This window comes from Streptomyces sp. NPDC001515 (genome assembly GCF_053597115.1).
Window position 1 is genome coordinate 59,840 of the sequence record NZ_JBSFHN010000039.1, and the last position, 15,393, is coordinate 75,232.

At 69.6% G+C, this 15,393-nt stretch carries 19 protein-coding genes; 3 read left to right on the forward strand and 16 right to left on the reverse strand.

Going from position 1 to position 15,393, the window contains the following annotated elements; translation table 11 throughout:
• Positions 1 to 58: 58 nt before the first annotated feature.
• The 11 genes from ACWCXC_RS31820 to ACWCXC_RS31870 form a co-directional block, all read right to left on the reverse strand.
• Entirely contained in the window at positions 59 to 859 is an 801-nt protein-coding gene (locus ACWCXC_RS31820) for a hypothetical protein (protein ID WP_450891285.1), read from the reverse strand.
• Complete coding sequence (locus tag ACWCXC_RS31825) at positions 856 to 1,728, reverse strand: PD-(D/E)XK nuclease-like domain-containing protein (protein WP_450891286.1); 873 nt, start codon at positions 1,726 to 1,728, stop codon at positions 856 to 858. Before ACWCXC_RS31825 ends, ACWCXC_RS31820 begins: the two co-directional genes overlap by 4 nt.
• Positions 1,725 to 1,862: a hypothetical protein gene (locus ACWCXC_RS31830; RefSeq protein WP_450891287.1), complete on the reverse strand. Its 138-nt coding sequence runs from the start codon at positions 1,860 to 1,862 to the stop codon at positions 1,725 to 1,727. Before ACWCXC_RS31830 ends, ACWCXC_RS31825 begins: the two co-directional genes overlap by 4 nt.
• A gap of 96 nt (positions 1,863 to 1,958) precedes the next feature.
• The gene (locus ACWCXC_RS31835) at positions 1,959 to 2,969 is read right to left on the reverse strand and encodes a DNA polymerase III subunit beta family protein (RefSeq protein ID WP_450891288.1); all 1,011 of its coding nucleotides are present in this window, start codon (positions 2,967 to 2,969) and stop codon (positions 1,959 to 1,961) included.
• A gap of 108 nt (positions 2,970 to 3,077) precedes the next feature.
• Positions 3,078 to 3,440, reverse strand: a complete 363-nt coding sequence (locus tag ACWCXC_RS31840; RefSeq protein ID WP_450891289.1) for a hypothetical protein — start codon at positions 3,438 to 3,440, stop codon at positions 3,078 to 3,080.
• 88 nt (positions 3,441 to 3,528) lie between these two features.
• Positions 3,529 to 3,840 (reverse strand): hypothetical protein, encoded by a 312-nt coding sequence (locus ACWCXC_RS31845; protein ID WP_450891290.1) that lies wholly within the window; start codon positions 3,838 to 3,840, stop codon positions 3,529 to 3,531.
• Positions 3,837 to 4,103, reverse strand: coding sequence for a hypothetical protein (locus ACWCXC_RS31850; protein ID WP_450891291.1), 267 nt, complete (start codon positions 4,101 to 4,103; stop codon positions 3,837 to 3,839). The genes ACWCXC_RS31845 and ACWCXC_RS31850 overlap by 4 nt, the downstream gene beginning before the upstream one ends.
• On the reverse strand, positions 4,100 to 4,405 hold the full coding sequence (locus tag ACWCXC_RS31855) for a hypothetical protein (RefSeq protein ID WP_450891292.1): 306 nt from the start codon (positions 4,403 to 4,405) through the stop codon (positions 4,100 to 4,102). The genes ACWCXC_RS31850 and ACWCXC_RS31855 overlap by 4 nt, the downstream gene beginning before the upstream one ends.
• The gene (locus tag ACWCXC_RS31860) at positions 4,402 to 4,620 is read right to left on the reverse strand and encodes a hypothetical protein (protein ID WP_450891293.1); all 219 of its coding nucleotides are present in this window, start codon (positions 4,618 to 4,620) and stop codon (positions 4,402 to 4,404) included. Before ACWCXC_RS31860 ends, ACWCXC_RS31855 begins: the two co-directional genes overlap by 4 nt.
• The gene (locus tag ACWCXC_RS31865; RefSeq protein WP_450891294.1) at positions 4,617 to 4,934 is read right to left on the reverse strand and encodes a hypothetical protein; all 318 of its coding nucleotides are present in this window, start codon (positions 4,932 to 4,934) and stop codon (positions 4,617 to 4,619) included. Before ACWCXC_RS31865 ends, ACWCXC_RS31860 begins: the two co-directional genes overlap by 4 nt.
• Before the next feature lie 88 nt (positions 4,935 to 5,022).
• Positions 5,023 to 5,388: a helix-turn-helix transcriptional regulator gene (locus ACWCXC_RS31870; protein WP_450891295.1), complete on the reverse strand. Its 366-nt coding sequence runs from the start codon at positions 5,386 to 5,388 to the stop codon at positions 5,023 to 5,025.
• A 559-nt stretch (positions 5,389 to 5,947) separates the two neighbouring features.
• Between ACWCXC_RS31870 and ACWCXC_RS31875 the strand changes: the two genes are divergently transcribed.
• Both ACWCXC_RS31875 and ACWCXC_RS31880 read left to right on the forward strand, forming a co-directional pair.
• Positions 5,948 to 6,406, forward strand: coding sequence for a hypothetical protein (locus tag ACWCXC_RS31875; protein WP_450891296.1), 459 nt, complete (start codon positions 5,948 to 5,950; stop codon positions 6,404 to 6,406).
• A gap of 377 nt (positions 6,407 to 6,783) precedes the next feature.
• Positions 6,784 to 8,193 (forward strand): tyrosine-type recombinase/integrase, encoded by a 1,410-nt coding sequence (locus ACWCXC_RS31880; RefSeq protein WP_450891297.1) that lies wholly within the window; start codon positions 6,784 to 6,786, stop codon positions 8,191 to 8,193.
• Positions 8,194 to 8,227: 34 nt separating this feature from the next.
• On the opposite strand, the gene ACWCXC_RS31885 is transcribed toward ACWCXC_RS31880, so the two are convergent.
• The 4 genes from ACWCXC_RS31885 to ACWCXC_RS31900 form a co-directional block, all read right to left on the reverse strand.
• A complete protein-coding gene (locus tag ACWCXC_RS31885) occupies positions 8,228 to 9,124 on the reverse strand; it encodes a carbohydrate ABC transporter permease (protein WP_450891298.1) in 897 nt (298 codons plus the stop codon).
• Positions 9,121 to 10,035 (reverse strand): carbohydrate ABC transporter permease, encoded by a 915-nt coding sequence (locus tag ACWCXC_RS31890; protein WP_450891299.1) that lies wholly within the window; start codon positions 10,033 to 10,035, stop codon positions 9,121 to 9,123. The genes ACWCXC_RS31885 and ACWCXC_RS31890 overlap by 4 nt, the downstream gene beginning before the upstream one ends.
• Positions 10,036 to 10,051: 16 nt before the next feature.
• Positions 10,052 to 11,341: an ABC transporter substrate-binding protein gene (locus ACWCXC_RS31895; protein ID WP_450891301.1), complete on the reverse strand. Its 1,290-nt coding sequence runs from the start codon at positions 11,339 to 11,341 to the stop codon at positions 10,052 to 10,054.
• 369 nt (positions 11,342 to 11,710) lie between these two features.
• Positions 11,711 to 12,679, reverse strand: coding sequence for an ROK family protein (locus ACWCXC_RS31900; protein WP_450681991.1), 969 nt, complete (start codon positions 12,677 to 12,679; stop codon positions 11,711 to 11,713).
• 171 nt (positions 12,680 to 12,850) lie between these two features.
• Here ACWCXC_RS31900 and ACWCXC_RS31905 point away from each other — a divergent pair, with 171 nt between their 5' ends.
• Positions 12,851 to 13,879, forward strand: coding sequence for a LacI family DNA-binding transcriptional regulator (locus ACWCXC_RS31905; RefSeq protein ID WP_450681990.1), 1,029 nt, complete (start codon positions 12,851 to 12,853; stop codon positions 13,877 to 13,879).
• A gap of 14 nt (positions 13,880 to 13,893) precedes the next feature.
• On the opposite strand, the gene ACWCXC_RS31910 is transcribed toward ACWCXC_RS31905, so the two are convergent.
• Entirely contained in the window at positions 13,894 to 15,192 is a 1,299-nt protein-coding gene (locus ACWCXC_RS31910) for a DUF6986 family protein (protein ID WP_450891302.1), read from the reverse strand.
• Between the last annotated feature and the right edge of the window lie 201 nt (positions 15,193 to 15,393).

The window sequence follows — 15,393 nt, forward strand, 5'->3', positions numbered from 1 at the left end:
TCCTTGGGTGGCCGGGGCCCCGCCTGTTAGCGGCGGGCGGGGCCCCGGGTGCGGATGGCTACGCGGCGGAGCCGGGCTGGGCGGTCTCGGGCCAGTCGACGGAGTCCTCTGCGGCCTCCGCGTCCCAGATCCCGTCGGCCGGGGCCTGGTCGTCACGGGTCACCTGGTGGGTCTCCTCGACGGGTGCCGGGGCCGGCTCGGGCAGTGCCGCCGGGGCCGTGAGTGCTGAGACGCTCAGCGGGGCGCGGGATTGGACGAGCTCGCCGTGGACCGTGCCCTCCAGTTCCTCGGACACGTAGGCCATGCCGTGCAGGGCGTCCGACGCGATCAGCCGGCACAGCTCACCAGTGGCGCGGGCGACGAGCATGTTCTGCGGCTGCTTCTTCCACTCCGCCTTCTCGGTGAGCTTCATCTGGGCGGCCCGCTGAAGAGTCCACTCGACGGTCTGCCACGACTCGGCGTCCTTCCGGCGCCCGCGGAGGATGCAGTGCTGGGGGTCGGACTCGACGAGCTCGATCTCGTGGCCCTGCCGCTGGACGATGGCCCGCATCGCGTGGGCCCGGAGGGCGGGCGTGCCCTGGATCACGTCGATCGACTTGAGGGTGGCCATCGGCTTCATGCCGAGCTCGGAGCCGGCGAGGATCGCGGCGGCGATGTCGCCGGGCTTACCGCGGAGAGTTGCCGGGACGAAGGAGGTGACGGCGAGCTTCTGCGCCATGTCGTAGGCGAGGCTGGCTTCCTGCGCCCAAGCCATGAGGGCGTTGGTGCCCTCGGTCGGCGCCGGAGCGGGGAGGCTGTTGGTCTGCTGGGTGGCGACGGCCTGCTGCTCGTCGCGGGTGGCGATCTCGTTGGTGCTCATGACATGTACTCCGAGGTTTCGTTGAGGACAGCCCAGGTGGGCATGGAGATGGTGGGGATTTGGGTGACGGGCCCGGTCCAGTCGGGCCAGATGCCGGTGGCCTGGCAGTCGGCGTAGATGCGGAGGGCGCGTTCGTTCTTCGCGCGGCCGATGTCCCGGTTCTGGTCGGTGAGTTCGCGGACGGTGACCAGGTAGGGCGCGGTTTTGGACTGGAAGACGAAGACGAAGCGGACGTCCTCGGGCTGGAGTGCCGCCCAGATTCCGTCGGTGTAGAAGGCGTCCTGCTGGTGGTACCCGTGGTCTCGGATGGCCTTGGACACGGTCTCCGGATCGGCGGACTTGATCGTCTTGTAGTCGACGCAGAGCGTGAGACCGGGCAGCTGCTTCAGCCAGTCGGGGCGGATCCGGCAGCGGACCCCGGTCGCCGGGTCAGTCCAGAAGATCGACTGCTCGGCGACGCCCTTGCCCGGCTGGAACAGCGGGCCGGCCAGCGGGTGCTGGCGGATCGCCTCCGCCATCGCCTGCACCTGCTCGTGGTCCTTTGTGAGGAGCGGTACCTTGCCCTCGGCGTAGGCCGTGTCTCGGAGTTCGCGGGTGGCGACCTTCTTCCAGTCCGGTGCGTCGATGACCTCCAGCTCCGGGCCTTCCCCGAGCACCATCAGGTGGGCGGCGTGCCCGAGGTCGAACTCCTTCTTCGGCGGCTGCGGGTGGTCGAGGTCGTACTTGAACTGTGCGGGGCAGCCGGGTGCGAGGAGCCTCCGTAGCCCGGTCGAGGAGATGCTGTTCCTGTCGGCGTGGTAGTCGTCGGCGGGCATGCCGTCGATTACGACCGGGGCCTCGGTCAATGGGGGTTCGAGGGTGGCGGTCACTTCTTGCCGTCCTGCGCGTCGTGGCAGTCCTCGCAGAGGGGGCGACGGGAGAGGGGGCGGCCAGCCAGGCGGACGAATGGTCCAGCGGTGGAGCCGCAGATGCGGCACTGGATCGGGTGCTCGGTGGGGCTCATGTGGTTCTCCTTGGTGGGTGCCATGGGCCGCCTTGGGGTTGGCGGCCCACGGCGGGCAGACGGAGCCGGGCTCGAACGCCTGCCGGTTGCGGGTGATCAGGCGGCGCTCTGTTCGGCGGCGCGCTTGTCGGCCATCCGCTTGAGGTGGGCCTCGTAGTCGTCAGACCACTTCTGCGGGTCGTGTCCGGCGGCTTCCGCCTCGTCCCAGGCCCACTCGCCGATCTCGCCGGATTCCAGCTGCTCGGAGAGGTCGCGCACGGTCTGCTCGGCGAGGTCCGGGTCGGCCTGCTTCAGCGCCTGGAGCAGCCGGTAGGCGGACCAGGCGTAGATCCCGGAGTGGACCCATGCGGTGAAGGCGCGACGTTCCTTCTCGGTTTCCATGTCCGCGCCGAACATCTCCGATGTGGAGCGCAGGGTCTGCCGGAGCATTTCCTCGGCCATCTCGGCGACGGCGCCCGGCTGCGGGAGCGGCGCGACGGGCTCGGCGTTGTCATCCTGCTTCTTGGCGAGACTCCCGACCCACTCGCCAATCACGTCGACCCGGTTCTTGTTGTCGCCGCTGTACCGGCACGGCATCTGGAGGCCGAGAAAGTTCTCGCCGATGAGGAGCAGCGGCTTCTCGGCGCCCGTCTGCCAGACCCGGAGGTGGGTGTCGGCGTGCTTCCAGCGGCTGAGCATGTCGGTGTCGACGGAGACGAGGTCGCCCGACTTGGAGGCATCTTGCAGAGCTTCTCGGAACAGGTGCTGCCACGTCGGGAAAGTCGTCTCGGGAGCGGGGACGGTGAGCTTCCCGTCGTCGTCGGTGATGGTCAGCCCGTCAGCGCTGGCCGTCAGGTTGAGGATGGTGTCGCCCTTGTGCGTCTCCAGCCAGGGGATGAGCCAGCCGAGGGTCTTCTCGCTGATGGTGACGGACCAGGAGTCGGTCTCCTCGCGGACCTTCGTGCGGGCCACGGCGAAGGTGTAGCGGTCGGTGGCGAGGGCGTGGATGTGGACGCCGTCGCACTCGAAGCGGATGCCGTTGATGGGCGGCAGGGTGTCGTCGGAGCTGATGTGGGCGCTGGTCTGCTTGATGAGCCGCTGCAGCTTGTGGGCGTTGATGGTCGTCATGGCGTCCTTCTCTGGGATGCTGGTGGTGGGCGCCCCGCCACTTGTCCTGGCGGGGCGTCTTGCGTTGGTCGCCGGGCCGGCCGGACAGGGCACGGCCGGCCCGGCGGGTCAGGTGGCGACGACGCGGAACGTCTGCGTGGTGTCGCGCTCGGCCGGGGGTACGGTGACGGCGTCCCGGTTGGCGTCGGCCGCCAGGTATGGGGCGAGCCGGGCCCTGAGTACGACCACCTCAGCGGCCAACTGGTCGCGCTCCTGCGTGCGTTCGACGAGGTCGGCGTCCAGGCAGACGACAACTCGCTCCGCCTCGCCCTGCTTGGCCCTGGCCTCCGCCAACTGCTGTTCCAGGAGCGCGATGGCGTCGCCGGCCCCGACGACCTGGCCGAGGAGGCGCCGGTTTTCGTCCCGCAGGTTGGTGACGGCGTCGACCGCACGATGCTTGCGGGGCCGGCGTATGCCGAGGTGGAGGCTCATGACTTGCCCTTTCGGGACCAGAGAGATGGGGCAACGGCCATCGCGCAGAAAGCGAGGCCGATGAGTGAGGCAGTGACCGTGTACGCGGTCACGTGGTTGCCGTCTCGTTGAGGAGTCGGGTGAGTCCGCCGCCCAACGGGTCGGGGGCGAGGTCGTCCCAGATGCTGTTCAGCTGCTCCGGTGTCGGCTCCGGGGGCCGGATGGCGCAGCCGGCCGGGAGGGTGACGTAGCCGGAGGCGACGGAGTCCGCGTAGTCCCGCTCCGCTTTCAGGTCGCGGGGCCGGTCGACCAAACCGAGGCTGCGGACCAGGGCGGCCCCGGCCGCCTGCTGGGCTTCGGCGGGAGCGTCCGGCAGGACGCCGAGGAGCACCGCCTGCATGGTGACGGTGGGGCGCTTCACGCCGCCACCGACCCGTTGCGCTGGACCGGGGCCCCGATGTGGCGCACCCCGTCCTCCGCCGCGACCTGGGCGGCCACGTCCGGTTCGTCGTCGAGCTCGTTCAGCGCCCACAGCACCCGGCGCAGCGCATCCGTGACTGCCGCATGCGAGGCGACCAGGGCCAGGTCGTCGGTGATGTCGACCGTCTCCGCCTCGGCCAGTTCGGTGCGGGCGTTGTCCAGGGCTGCGGTCAGCAGCAGGGCGTTTGCCGACGCGGTGCTCATGCGTCCTCACCGACCTCGGCCTTGAGCCGGGCAATCTCGGCCCGCGCTGCTTCGAGTTCATCGGTGGCCGTCCGCTCCTGCTCGACCCGCGCCGCGATCTTGTCGCGCCATGCAGCCGTTGCCGCGGCGAAATGATCGGCGATCGCCAGCTGCTCATCGACCGGCAGCTTCGAGTCGATCTGGAAGGTGACGTACCCCGACTGGTGCTGACCGTCCGGTTCCACGTACAGCACGGGGCGCGCGGACGCATTGCCCCGCACGTGGGTGGCCGCGTTCACGAAGTAGGTGGCGGAGTAGCTCATCGGGTGCCTCCAGCGGTCCAGCCGGGGTAGTCCGCGTCGGTGGACACGGGGGCGTCGGGGTGGGTGACGAGGTACAGATCGAGGGAGTACGCGAGGGCATCCGACGGGGAGTGCGTCGCGGCGCGGGCCCGGACGAGGACGTCGGCGGCCAGCTGCTGCTCAACCTCGGCGACGGGGACGTCGAGCGCGGCGATCGTGCGGGGCTGAGTCCTCATGCCGCACCCCCGGTCAGGCGGCGCAGCGACACCAGCGCCTGCTCGTCCGCCTCCTCGAACTCGTCGCCCCGGCTGAGCTTGTCGGCCATGCGGTAGATGGCGGTCGCCCGGACGCGGGCGTTCTTGTTGGCGGTGCCCTCCTCGCGGGCCTTCTTCTCCAGCCACGCGATGATCTGCGCGTCCCGGGCGGCGATGACCTCGGCGGCGAAGGCGTTGGTGACGTACTCGGCGGTCGAGTCCACGCGGGCGCCACCGTTGCGCAGCATCGCGATCAGATCGTCACGACGCGTCAGGGTCTGAGATGATCGAGGCACGTGAAGCCCCTTTCGTTGCGTGCTGTGGATGGGGTGGATCGGAGGTCGTCCCGGGGCTGGCGTTTCGGGGCGGCCTCGTTCGCTGCCGTCAGGCGATGGCCTTGGCGTGGTCTTCGACGTGCCGCTCTCGGGGGCGGTAGAGCCGGCGCGGCTCGGCCGGGCGCATGCTGTGCTCGATCACGGCCCGGGAGGCGGCGCGCTCCTGCGTGGCGGCCCGCTCCAGAGACCGCAGCCAGTCCTCGATGGCGGTGATACGAGCTGCGATCTTCTTCCCGATGCGGACGGTGTCAGGCCCTTCGTCGCGCATCCGCCACTTTCGGTAGGTGCTCGGGCTGATGCCGAGCCGGGACGCGATGCCCGGGATGTGCACGGAGCCGTCGCCGGTGCGGTAGTCCTCGATCCAGACAAAGCCGGACGGCGGCGGCTGGACTGCGAGCTTGCGGTTCTCATCCATGTGGGCTCCTTTACGTGGGGGGCGGTGTTGCCCCAACTGCTAGCGGGTCTCGATCTCGATCCGTTCCGTTCGGTTCCGGAGACGCGGAGGGCGCGAAGAGCACCAGCACTGCCACACCGACCGCCTCCGCGATGCGGTGGGCAGTCCGGATGTCGCAGTCGTTTCGCTCCCCGGTCAGGAGGTGCCCTATGAGGGCGTGGTGGCTCAGGCCGATCGCGTCGGCCAGTTGCCGGATGCTGTACGGGGCCCCCCGCCCTGGGTGATCCATCACCCATCGAAGGACTTTGGGGTCACGGAGGGCGTATCGGACACTCAATGGATCTCCATCAGAACGGGTCGGCTCTGGATAGGAACAGTGAAGCAGATTGAATCCGCTGCGTCTACAGATCCGAACGGCCGGATGTGAAGTTTCCGCGAAGGATCCATACGAGTAGCATCAAGTCGTAGACGATTCGTCTTCACTGCCAGATGGTTGTACGGCCTGGCCTGCGATTTGTAGAGTCAGGCCCGGATTGTTCAGGAGACGGCCGGTGTGAACGAGACACGAGGAGAAAGCGGCATGGAGGCAGCAGCCCCCAGCGACAACCGCACCACCGGAGCCCCCGACCTACCCGACAATCTCGTCAGGGACATGGACAGAGACGAACTCAGCCGGCTGGTCCGCGACATCAACGACGACGGCCGCGGCGTCTCCTACCAGCAGATGGCCGACCGGGCCGATGCCGCTGGCTACCCGCTCTCCAAGCCGTACTTCCAGAAGCTCGCCACCAACGCCGTCACCCAGGCCCCCAACCCGGACCGCCTCCGCGGCATTGCCGCCGGTCTGGAACGCCCCCTAGCCATCGTGCAGCGTGCCGCGGCCGTCCAGTACCTCGACTACCAGGCCACCGAGCTCTCCGGCTACGACGAAGACATCCGCGTGATCGTCGCCCACCTGGCAGGCATGGAGAAGGGCGAGCGGCGGCGCTGGCAGGCGATGATCGAGGCGGACGAGCGCGCCAAGCGCTTCGAGGGCTAGTCACCTGCCAGCCCTTTCGGAAGCTGCACGTATCGGATCATCAACAACGTGTTGTGTGACCGCCAAGGTGACGATATGTTTCCGGATCCGAACACATACGTCCCAAGGGCTCCCCCAGACCCTGTGTGCCCCAAGAGGGGGTGGATCCGTGCTCTCAATCTCCTACGAGCTAGCCGATCTCCCAGCAGACGCTCCGGTCGTGGTCAAAGAAGGACGCGGAACCGTCAGGTACGAACTGTCGCGGGGACTGTTCGTACCCGAGCACGCCGCGGCCCTGGAAGCCGCTACCGCCATGGTCATCGCCGGGGGACAGTGGTTCCAACTATGGCGGGGCGACGTCGTGTCGCTCCGTTCCCCAGAGATGAGAGGGCTGCCGCATGCCCGGCTACATCGAGGATCGCTGGCTGACCAAGCGTCCGGACCCGGTCACAGGTAAAAAGCGCAGAACAGCCCGCTACGGCACGGGCAAACGCTACCGAGTCGCAGGCATTCCCGGCGTGCGGGACCGGTCATTCGACACCCTGACCGGTCCCGGCGGGGCCAACGCCTGGAAGGCGAAGGCAGAGCACGAGTCGACCAAGGGCGAGTTCATCGACCCCCGGGACGGCAACATTCTGCTGCGGGAGTACGTCGAGAAGCACTGGTGGCCGACCCTGAAGGTCGACCCGGCGACGATGGAAACCATCAAGGGGCGGGTCTGGACCCACATCCTCCCCCACCTCGGGAACGAGAAGCTGCGCGACATCAAAGTCGGCACACTGCGGATCTGGCTCAAGACACTGGAGCGAACCGTCGCCCCCGGGACGGCCAACGCCGTCTGGGGCTACCTGTCCAACATCCTTGCCTACGCCATCGACGACGAGCGCATCAGCCGCAACCCGTGCAAAGCCAAAACCATCAAGGCCCCTGTGGCTCCGCCACGTAAGGCTCGCGCGTGGTCCCGCGACAGAGTGGTTGCAGTTAAGAACGCGTTGCACCCCAGGTACCAGATTCTCGTCGACATCGGCGTCGGCGCCGGCTGCCGCCAGGGCGAGGCGTTCGGCATCGACGCGGACACGGACATCGACGAGGAGGCGGGTGTCATCCACATCCGCCGCCAGGTGAAGCGTGTCGCCGGCAAGCTGGTGTTCGCGCCACCGAAGAACGGCAAGGAGCGCACTGTGCCCCTGCCCGCGTTCCTGGCGGAGCAGATCCGTGCCCATCGGAAGGCGTTCCCTCCCGAGCCCGTCACGCTGCCGTGGAAGGACGCCACGCCGCCGGAGACGAAGAAGGAGGAAGAGGAGAGGCGGCCCCGCACCCACCGCCTGCTCGTCACCAATCTGGAAGGCGGGGCCATCCGTGCTTGGTCGTGGAACCAGCACTACTGGAAGAAGGCTCTCGCCGAGGTCGGCGTGATTGCTGCCGCTCCGGCCCGCGAGCCGGGGTCCAGAGCGAACCTTGCCTACGGCGACACCCGCGAGTTCGGCTATCACGCCCTCAGGCACACCTACGCCTCGGTGCAGCTGGATGCGCGGGAGTCTGTCGTGTCAGTATCGAAGTGGCTGGGGCACGCAGACCCGTCGATCACGTTGAAGGTCTACGCGCACTTCATGCCGGAGGCCGACGGACGCGGCCGGGCCGCGATGGACGCCTGGTTTGGGGGCGCCCCCATCGTCGACTCCCCGAAATTCTCCCCAGATTCTCCCCAGCCCTCCAGTGGGGAGGGCCGGGAGGTCGAATCCAGTGATGCTCCCGCCTCCGGTATGGCGGCTTCGGTTGAGACGCAGGTGGCTTTCACGCTCTGGTGAACCGGCCGTGCAGGACAGTTTTCGCAGGTCAGTGTCACCCCTTGCCGGACCCCAGGGTGAGGCCCGCGACGAAGTGGCGCTGGAGCAGCAGGAAGACCACCAGGGTGGGCAGGGCGACGATCACCGAACCGGCGGCGAGCAGGTTGTAGTCGGTGAAGAACTGACCGCGCAGATTGTTCAGCGCCGAGGTGATCGGGAGCTTGTCGCCGTCCGAGACGAAGACCAGGGCCCAGAGGAAGTCGTTGTACATCCAGGTGAACTGGAGCGTGCCCAGGGCGGCGAGGGCGGGCCGGCACAGCGGCAGGGTGATCCGCCAGTACCGCGTCCAGACGCCCGCGCCGTCCACGACCGCCGCCTCCAGGATCTCCTGCGGGAGGGTGCGCATGAAGTTGGCCAGGACGAAGACGCAGAAGCCCAGCTGGAATCCGATCTGCACCAGGACGACGGCCCAGTAGGAGTCGAACATGGTCATCGAGTCGGACATCCAGTACGGCAGCGGGATCCGGTTGAAGACGACGTACAGCGGGGTGACGATCACCTGCTGCGGAAGCAGGTTGCCCGCGGTGAACAGCATCAGCAGGACGAGTCCGCCGCGCAGCTTCAGCCGGGCGAGGGCGAACGCCACGAACGAGGCGAGGAAGAGGGTCACCAGCACGCCGGGGACGGCGATGATCAGGGTGTTGACGAAGTACTTCGTCATGCCGGAGTCGGAGAACGCCTGGCGGTAGTAGTCCAGCGAGAGATGGCGCGGCAAGGAGAAGTAGCCGTGCTCGGAGGTCTCCTCGTAGGGACGCAGCGAGGCGTAGACGGCGAGCAGCAGCGGGGCGAGGAAGGCGAGCGAGACCGCCATGAGGAAGGCGTGCACGCCCAGCCGGCCGGGGCGGACACGACGTCGGGGCCGGTCGGCCCCGGGCGGATGCGGCGAGGTCATCGGTCCTTCTCCCCTCGGAGCTCCTGGACCAGGTACGTGACGACGAATCCCAGGGAGACGACGAGCAGGACGACGGCGATGGCGGAGCCGAACCCGATCCGGCTGGCCTCGCCGATGATGTTGTCCGTGACGAGGACGGAGAGCAGTTCGAGTCCGTTGCGGCCGTGGTTGACGGCGTAGACGATGTCGAAGGCGCGCAGCGACTCGATGACGGTGATGACGCCGACGATCACATTGACCGGCCGCAGGGTGGGAAGAACGACGCGGAAGAAGGTCTGCGTCTCGCTCGCCCCGTCGATCGCGGCGGCCTCCTTGAGGGAGGTGTCCACGGCCTTGAGTCCGGCGAGGTAGAGGATCATCACATAGCCGGTGTGGCGCCAGGCCGCCGCCAGCAGGACCATCCAGATGTTGAGGTCGGGGTCGCCCAGCCAGTCCGTGGGGGTGCGGGTGTCCCCGATGACGGCGTTGAGGGCCCCTTGGTCGCGGGAGAAGAGGAGCTGGGCGATGAAGCCGACCACGGCCAGGGAGAGCACCACGGGCATGTAGAGGGTGGACTGGTAGAACCGGCTGAAGCGCACCCCCTTGTCGACGAGGACGGCCAGCAGCAGTCCGAAAGGGGTGGCGACCAGCCCCAGGAAGGCGAGCCAGAGCAGGTTGTGGCGGGCGGCGGGCCAGAACGGCGGATAGTTCGTGAAGAGGTTCACGTAGTTGCGCGTGCCCACCCACTCGATGTCACCGATCCCGTCCCAGCTGGTGAAGGAGAGGGCGACGGAGGCCAGGGTGGGCCCCCATACGACGGCGAGGTCGAGCAGGACGGGCAGGCCGAGCAGGGCGCCCAGGACGGCCAGGTCGCGGCGGGTGAACCGCCGCGAGCCCCGTCGTCCGGTGCGCCGCCCCGAGGTGAACGACACGGTCGGTACTCCCGGTTCAGTCCGAGGCGAAGATGGTCTTCTTCTGCCGTTCGATGTCGTTGACGAGTCCGTCCACGTCGTTCGGGCTGCTGATGAACCTCTGGATCGCGGGGATCATGACGGTCGAGGAGAAGTCGGGCCGGGTGTCGCGGTCCAGGAACTGGGAGATCTGCTTCGCCCCGGAGACCAGGTCGACGGCCTTCTTCTGGAGCGGGGAGTACCGCGAGGTGTCGGCCCGTTCGCTGACCGCGATGTTGTTGGGGTCGCTCCTGAGATAGATGTCCTCGGCCTTGCCGGTGGCGAGCCACTTCAGCAGGTCCTTGGCGCTCTCCAGCGTCTTGGTGTTCTTGAGGCTCTTGGACTTCTTGGCGAGGAGGAAACCGTCGATGGGCGCCTCGACGGCGTCCTGGCCGTGCTCGGGGTCGATGACGGGGAAGGGGAAGAAGTCGAGGTCGCCCTGCTCGTCCTTGGGGAACTGGGCGCCGGGGTGCGGGAGTCCGAAGACGGCCATGCCCGAGGTGCGCTTCTGCAGACTGGTGGCGGCCTCCTGCCAGGTACGGCCGTTGGCGCCCGGCTGGCAGTACGGGAGGAGCCGGCGCCAGGTGTCGAAGACCTCCCTGACGCGCTTGTCGGTCCATGCCTCCCGGCCCGCCATCAGGCTCTTGTGGAACGCGTATCCGTTGGTGCGCATGTTGATGTAGTCGAAGGTGCCCATCGCGGGCCAGCCGTCCTTGTCGCAGAACGCGATCGGGTCCAGCTTGTCCTTCTTCATCTGCCTGGCGAGCGCCACGTACGCGTCGAGCGTCTTCGGCGCCTCGTAGCCGCGCTCCGTGAAGAGGCTCTTGCGGTGGAAGACGGCCCACGGATAGTAGTAGTACGGCGTGAGGTACTGCTTGCCGTCCTCGCCGGTCGACTGCGCCTTCAGGGCGTCGGAGAATCCCTCGTACGCCTGCCAGTTGTCACTGATGTCGTGCAGCAGCCCCTTCTTGGCGAAGAACTGCATGCGGTATCCGGCGAACCACATGAAGACGTCGTCGGGCTTGCCCTGGAGATAGCGGTTGATGTTCTCCTGAAAGGTGTTGTGGTCCACGGTGTTGACCTTCACCGTGCGTCCGCCGGACTGGGCCTCGTAGGCCCTGAACGCGTCGGCGAAGGCCTTCTTCGGAATGGGGTCGGAGGAGTTGGAGCCCAGGGTGACGGTCTTTCCGTCGCCGCCGGGCCCACCGCCGCAGGCGGTGAGCAGAGCGGGAAGGGTGACCGCGCCGGCTCCGGCCGCCGCGCCGCGCAGCAGGCTCCGCCGTGACATCCGTCCCGCGCCGCCGCGGGACGGATCCGTGCTGTCGTACGAGTGCGCCATGACCTTCTCCTTCGGAAGGCAACCGAACACAACCGAACGTGCGCTTGGATCACACCCCCAACCAGCAACCCCGTCAAGGGTTTTGGCGAGATGCCGAACAACGGGCGCCGGGCCTCTTCCAACAGACTTCAACACGCTTTAACGCAATCGCCCGCCGTGGCGTGCGCGGATCGTCCGGCCGGTCCTCGCCGTCGGCGACGACGGCGCGGTCGACGACAACGGGACGACTCCGGCCGGGCGGATCCGCGCATCACCCGCGTGCCCGTCCGGGCCCGGGTGGCGGCCCCCTCCGCCGTCACCCGGGTCCGGTCGGGAGGTTCACGGCCGCACCGGGACCGTCGGGGCCCCCCGCGCCCCGTCCCGCGCACCGAAGGCGGCGGCCGCCGCGCCGACCAGGCCGGCGTCGTTGCCCATGACCGCCGGGGTCACCGTCAGGCCCTGGACGAACGACAACGTGGCGTACCGGCGCAGGGCACCGCGCAGCGGGGCGAACAGGAGGTCGCCCGCGCCCGCGACTCCCCCGCCGATCACCGCGATGTCGATCTCCACGAGGGTGGCCGTCGCGGCGATGCCCGCGGCGAGCGCCTGCGCGGCCCGCTCGAAGCAGGCCAGCGCGACCGGGTCCCCGGCCCGTGCGGCGGCGGCCACCCCGGCCGCCGAGGCGTCGGCGTCCGGGCCGGGCAGCCAGCCGTTCGCCAGGGCACGGCGGGCGATGTTCGGACCGCTCGCGATGCGTTCGACGCAGCCGCGCCCGCCGCACGGACACGGATCGCCGTCGAGGTCCACACTGATGTGCCCGATGTGCCCGGCGTTCCCGCTCGGGCCGGGGTGCAGCGCGCCGCCGAGCACGAGTCCGCCGCCGACCCCGGTCGACACGACCATGCACAGGGCGTTGTCATGGCCCCGGGCGGCTCCGAGCCAGTGCTCGGCCGCGGTGATCGCGACACCGTCCCCGACCAGCTCGACCGGAAGCCCGCCGGCCGCCGCGCTCACCCGTGCCACCAGCGGAAAGTCCCGCCACCCCGGGACGTTGACCGGGCTCACCGTGCCGTTCGCCGCGTCCACCGGGCCGGCGCTGCCGATGCCGACGGCCCGGACCCTCGGCCAGAGCGGGGAGGCGGACAGCTCCGCGACGACCTCGGTGACGGCCGCCATCACCGTCTCGCCGTCCTCCCGGGCGGGCGTGGGGCGGCGCGCCCGCGCGCGGAGCGTGCCGGCCCCGTCCACCAGCGCTCCGGCGATCTTGGTCCCGCCGATGTCCAGCGCGGCGACGAGGTCGGTGTGCATCGGGTCGGCTCCGGGGGTGAGGGGGCGGGACCTGCGGCTACGGCCGGTGGTCCCGCACAGTCTCCATTCCGCTGACAACGTTGTCCAGGGCCTATGCTCGACGCCACAGCCTCCGGCGCCCCGCGTGGCGCACCCGGATCCGCCCGTAACCCGACGACAGGACAGCGCACCGTGGCCGAGACCACCCGTCAGCCAGAGCCCCGTTACGGCAACCGTCCGACCATGAAGGACGTGGCCGCCCGAGCCGGCGTGGGCCTCAAGACGGTCTCGCGCGTGGTCAACGGCGAACCGGGCGTCACCCCCGACACCGAGCGCCGGGTGCAGGAGGCCATCGAGGCCCTGGGCTTCCGCCGCAACGACAGCGCCCGCGTCCTGCGCAAGGGCCGCACCGCCTCGATCGGGCTGGTGCTGGAGGATCTCGCCGACCCGTTCTACGGACCGCTGAGCCGTGCCGTCGAGGAGGTCGCGCGCGCCCACGGGGCCCTGCTCATCAACGGGTCGAGCGCCGAGGACCCGGAGCGCGAGCAGGAGCTGGTCCTCGCCCTGTGCGCCCGCCGGGTCGACGGCCTCATCGTCATCCCGGCGGGCGACGACCACCGGTATCTGGAGCCCGAGATCAAGGCGGGCATAGCCACGGTGTTCGTGGACCGCCCGGCGGGCCGGATCGACGCCGACACGGTGCTGTCGGACAGTTTCGGCGGGGCCCGCGAGGGCGTCGCCCATCTGCTCGCGCACGGCCACCGCCGCATCGGCTTCGTCGGTGACCAGCCGAGGATCCACACCGCCACGGAGCGGCTGCGCGGCTACCACGCGGCGATGGCGGATGCCGGGATCGCGGTCCGGGACTCCTGGGTCTCGCTGGGCTCCACGGATCCGGCGCGGGTGCGCGCGGCCGTGGAGGACATGGTGGCGGGCCCCGAGCCGGTGACGGCCCTGTTCGCGGGCAACAACCGGGTGACGGTCACCGCCGTGCGCGTCCTGGCCGGCCGGAAGCGGCCCGTGGCCCTGGTCGGGTTCGACGACATCGAACTGGCGGATCTGCTCGGCATCACCGTCGTCTCCCAGGACCCGGCCGCGGCCGGACGCACCGCCGCCGAGCACCTGTTCCGCCGGCTCGACGGCGCCGACCACGCCCCGGCCCGGGTCGAACTGCCGACCCGGCTGATCCCGCGCGGTTCGGGCGAACTGCGCCCGGCCTGACCGGCGGGAGACCGCTACGGCGCCGTGACGGTCAGCCCGCCGCGCCGCGGCGAGGCGTACTCGTCGAGGTCGGCACGGGTCAGCCCGGTCAGGCGGGTCACCTCGGCGGTGTCGAGGGCGCCGCAGTCGATGCCGCGCAGCAGATAGCCGCTCAGCGCCTTGGCGGTGGCCGGTTCGTCCATCACGTCGCCGCCGGTCTTGGCCGCGTAGGCGGCGAGGCGGGCGGCGGCCTGTTCCAGGCCCTCGCGGTAGAAGGCGTAGACGGCCGCGTAACGGGTCGGCAGGTGTCCCGGGTGCATGTCCCAGCCCTGGTAGTAGGCGCGAGCCAGGGCGCGGCGGGTCAGACCGTAGTGGAGCCGCCATGCCTCGTGGACCCGGTCGGTGGGACCGATGGGCAGGACGTTGGTGGAGCCGTCACTGACGCGTACGCCGGTGCCGGCGGCGGCGACCTGCATGACGGCCTTCGCGTGGTCGGCGGCCGGGTGGTCGCTCGCCTGGTAGGCGGCGCTGACCCCGACACAGGCGCTGTAGTCGAAGGTGCCGTAGTGGAGCCCGGTCGCCCGGCCCGCTGCGGCGTCGATCATGCGGGCGACGGCGGCAGTCCCGTCGGCGGCCAGGATGGACTGGCTGGTCTCGATCTGGATCTCGAAGCCGAGCCGCCCCTCGGGCAGCGCGTGCGCCTTCTCGAAGGCGTCGAGCAGCTGGACGAAGGCGGTGACCTGTTCGGGGTACGTCACCTTCGGCAGGGTCAGCACGAGCCCGTCGGGCAGACCGCCGGCCTCCATCAGCCCGGTGAGGAAGACGTCGGTGGTGCGGATGCCCCGGTCGCGTACGGCGGCCTCCATGCACTTCACGCGGATGCCCATGTACGGGGCGGCCGTGCCGTCCCGGTACGCCTCCGCCACGAGCCGGGCCGCCCGGGCCGCCGCCTCGTCCTCCTCGGCGTCGGAGCGGGAGCCGTAGCCGTCCTCGAAGTCGATGCGCAGGTCCTCGACGGGTTCGCGCTCCAGCTTGGCGCGGACGCGGTCGTGGACCGGGCCCGCCAGCTCGTCCGGGATGCCGAGCACGGAGGCGAGCGCGTCGGCGTCGGGGGCGTGCTCGTCGAGCGCCCGCAGCGCGCGGTCACCCCAGGAGCGCAGGGTTCCTGCCTCGAAGGCGTCTCCCGGTACGTAGACCGTGTGCACGGGCTGGCGGGTGCCGGGGTCGCCGGGGTAGCGGCGGGCGAGTTCGGCGTCGACCGGCGCGAGGGACGCGCTGATCCCCGCACTGACGGCACCGTCGAGGCTCGTCGCCACCTTCTCCTGCTGGCCCATGTCCACACCCTTCACCGTCGACAGTGTTTCCGCTTCCCGGAATCAACAATCCGTATAGTGAAGTTATAAGGCCGCCGTATCGGCGTCAATGGTGATCGACACCAGTGCGGGGCCGCGCGGTGGGTGTCACCGTGCGGCCCCGCACTGTCTGCCGGGTGGGGGTCTCAGCCCTTGCGGTTGTTGATCTCTTCGGTGAGCTGG

Coding starts and splice junctions, on each gene's coding strand:
- ACWCXC_RS31820 (WP_450891285.1), bottom strand. CDS start 859: ATGAGCACCAACGAGATCGCCACCCGCGACGAGCAGCAGGCCGTCGCC.
- ACWCXC_RS31830 (WP_450891287.1), bottom strand. CDS start 1,862: ATGAGCCCCACCGAGCACCCGATCCAGTGCCGCATCTGCGGCTCCACC.
- ACWCXC_RS31835 (WP_450891288.1), bottom strand. CDS start 2,969: ATGACGACCATCAACGCCCACAAGCTGCAGCGGCTCATCAAGCAGACC.
- ACWCXC_RS31840 (WP_450891289.1), bottom strand. CDS start 3,440: ATGAGCCTCCACCTCGGCATACGCCGGCCCCGCAAGCATCGTGCGGTC.
- ACWCXC_RS31850 (WP_450891291.1), bottom strand. CDS start 4,103: ATGAGCACCGCGTCGGCAAACGCCCTGCTGCTGACCGCAGCCCTGGAC.
- ACWCXC_RS31855 (WP_450891292.1), bottom strand. CDS start 4,405: ATGAGCTACTCCGCCACCTACTTCGTGAACGCGGCCACCCACGTGCGG.
- ACWCXC_RS31860 (WP_450891293.1), bottom strand. CDS start 4,620: ATGAGGACTCAGCCCCGCACGATCGCCGCGCTCGACGTCCCCGTCGCC.
- ACWCXC_RS31870 (WP_450891295.1), bottom strand. CDS start 5,388: ATGGATGAGAACCGCAAGCTCGCAGTCCAGCCGCCGCCGTCCGGCTTT.
- ACWCXC_RS31875 (WP_450891296.1), top strand. CDS start 5,948: ATGGAGGCAGCAGCCCCCAGCGACAACCGCACCACCGGAGCCCCCGAC.
- ACWCXC_RS31880 (WP_450891297.1), top strand. CDS start 6,784: ATGCCCGGCTACATCGAGGATCGCTGGCTGACCAAGCGTCCGGACCCG.
- ACWCXC_RS31885 (WP_450891298.1), bottom strand. CDS start 9,124: ATGACCTCGCCGCATCCGCCCGGGGCCGACCGGCCCCGACGTCGTGTC.
- ACWCXC_RS31895 (WP_450891301.1), bottom strand. CDS start 11,341: ATGTCACGGCGGAGCCTGCTGCGCGGCGCGGCGGCCGGAGCCGGCGCG.
- ACWCXC_RS31900 (WP_450681991.1), bottom strand. CDS start 12,679: ATGCACACCGACCTCGTCGCCGCGCTGGACATCGGCGGGACCAAGATC.
- ACWCXC_RS31910 (WP_450891302.1), bottom strand. CDS start 15,192: ATGGGCCAGCAGGAGAAGGTGGCGACGAGCCTCGACGGTGCCGTCAGT.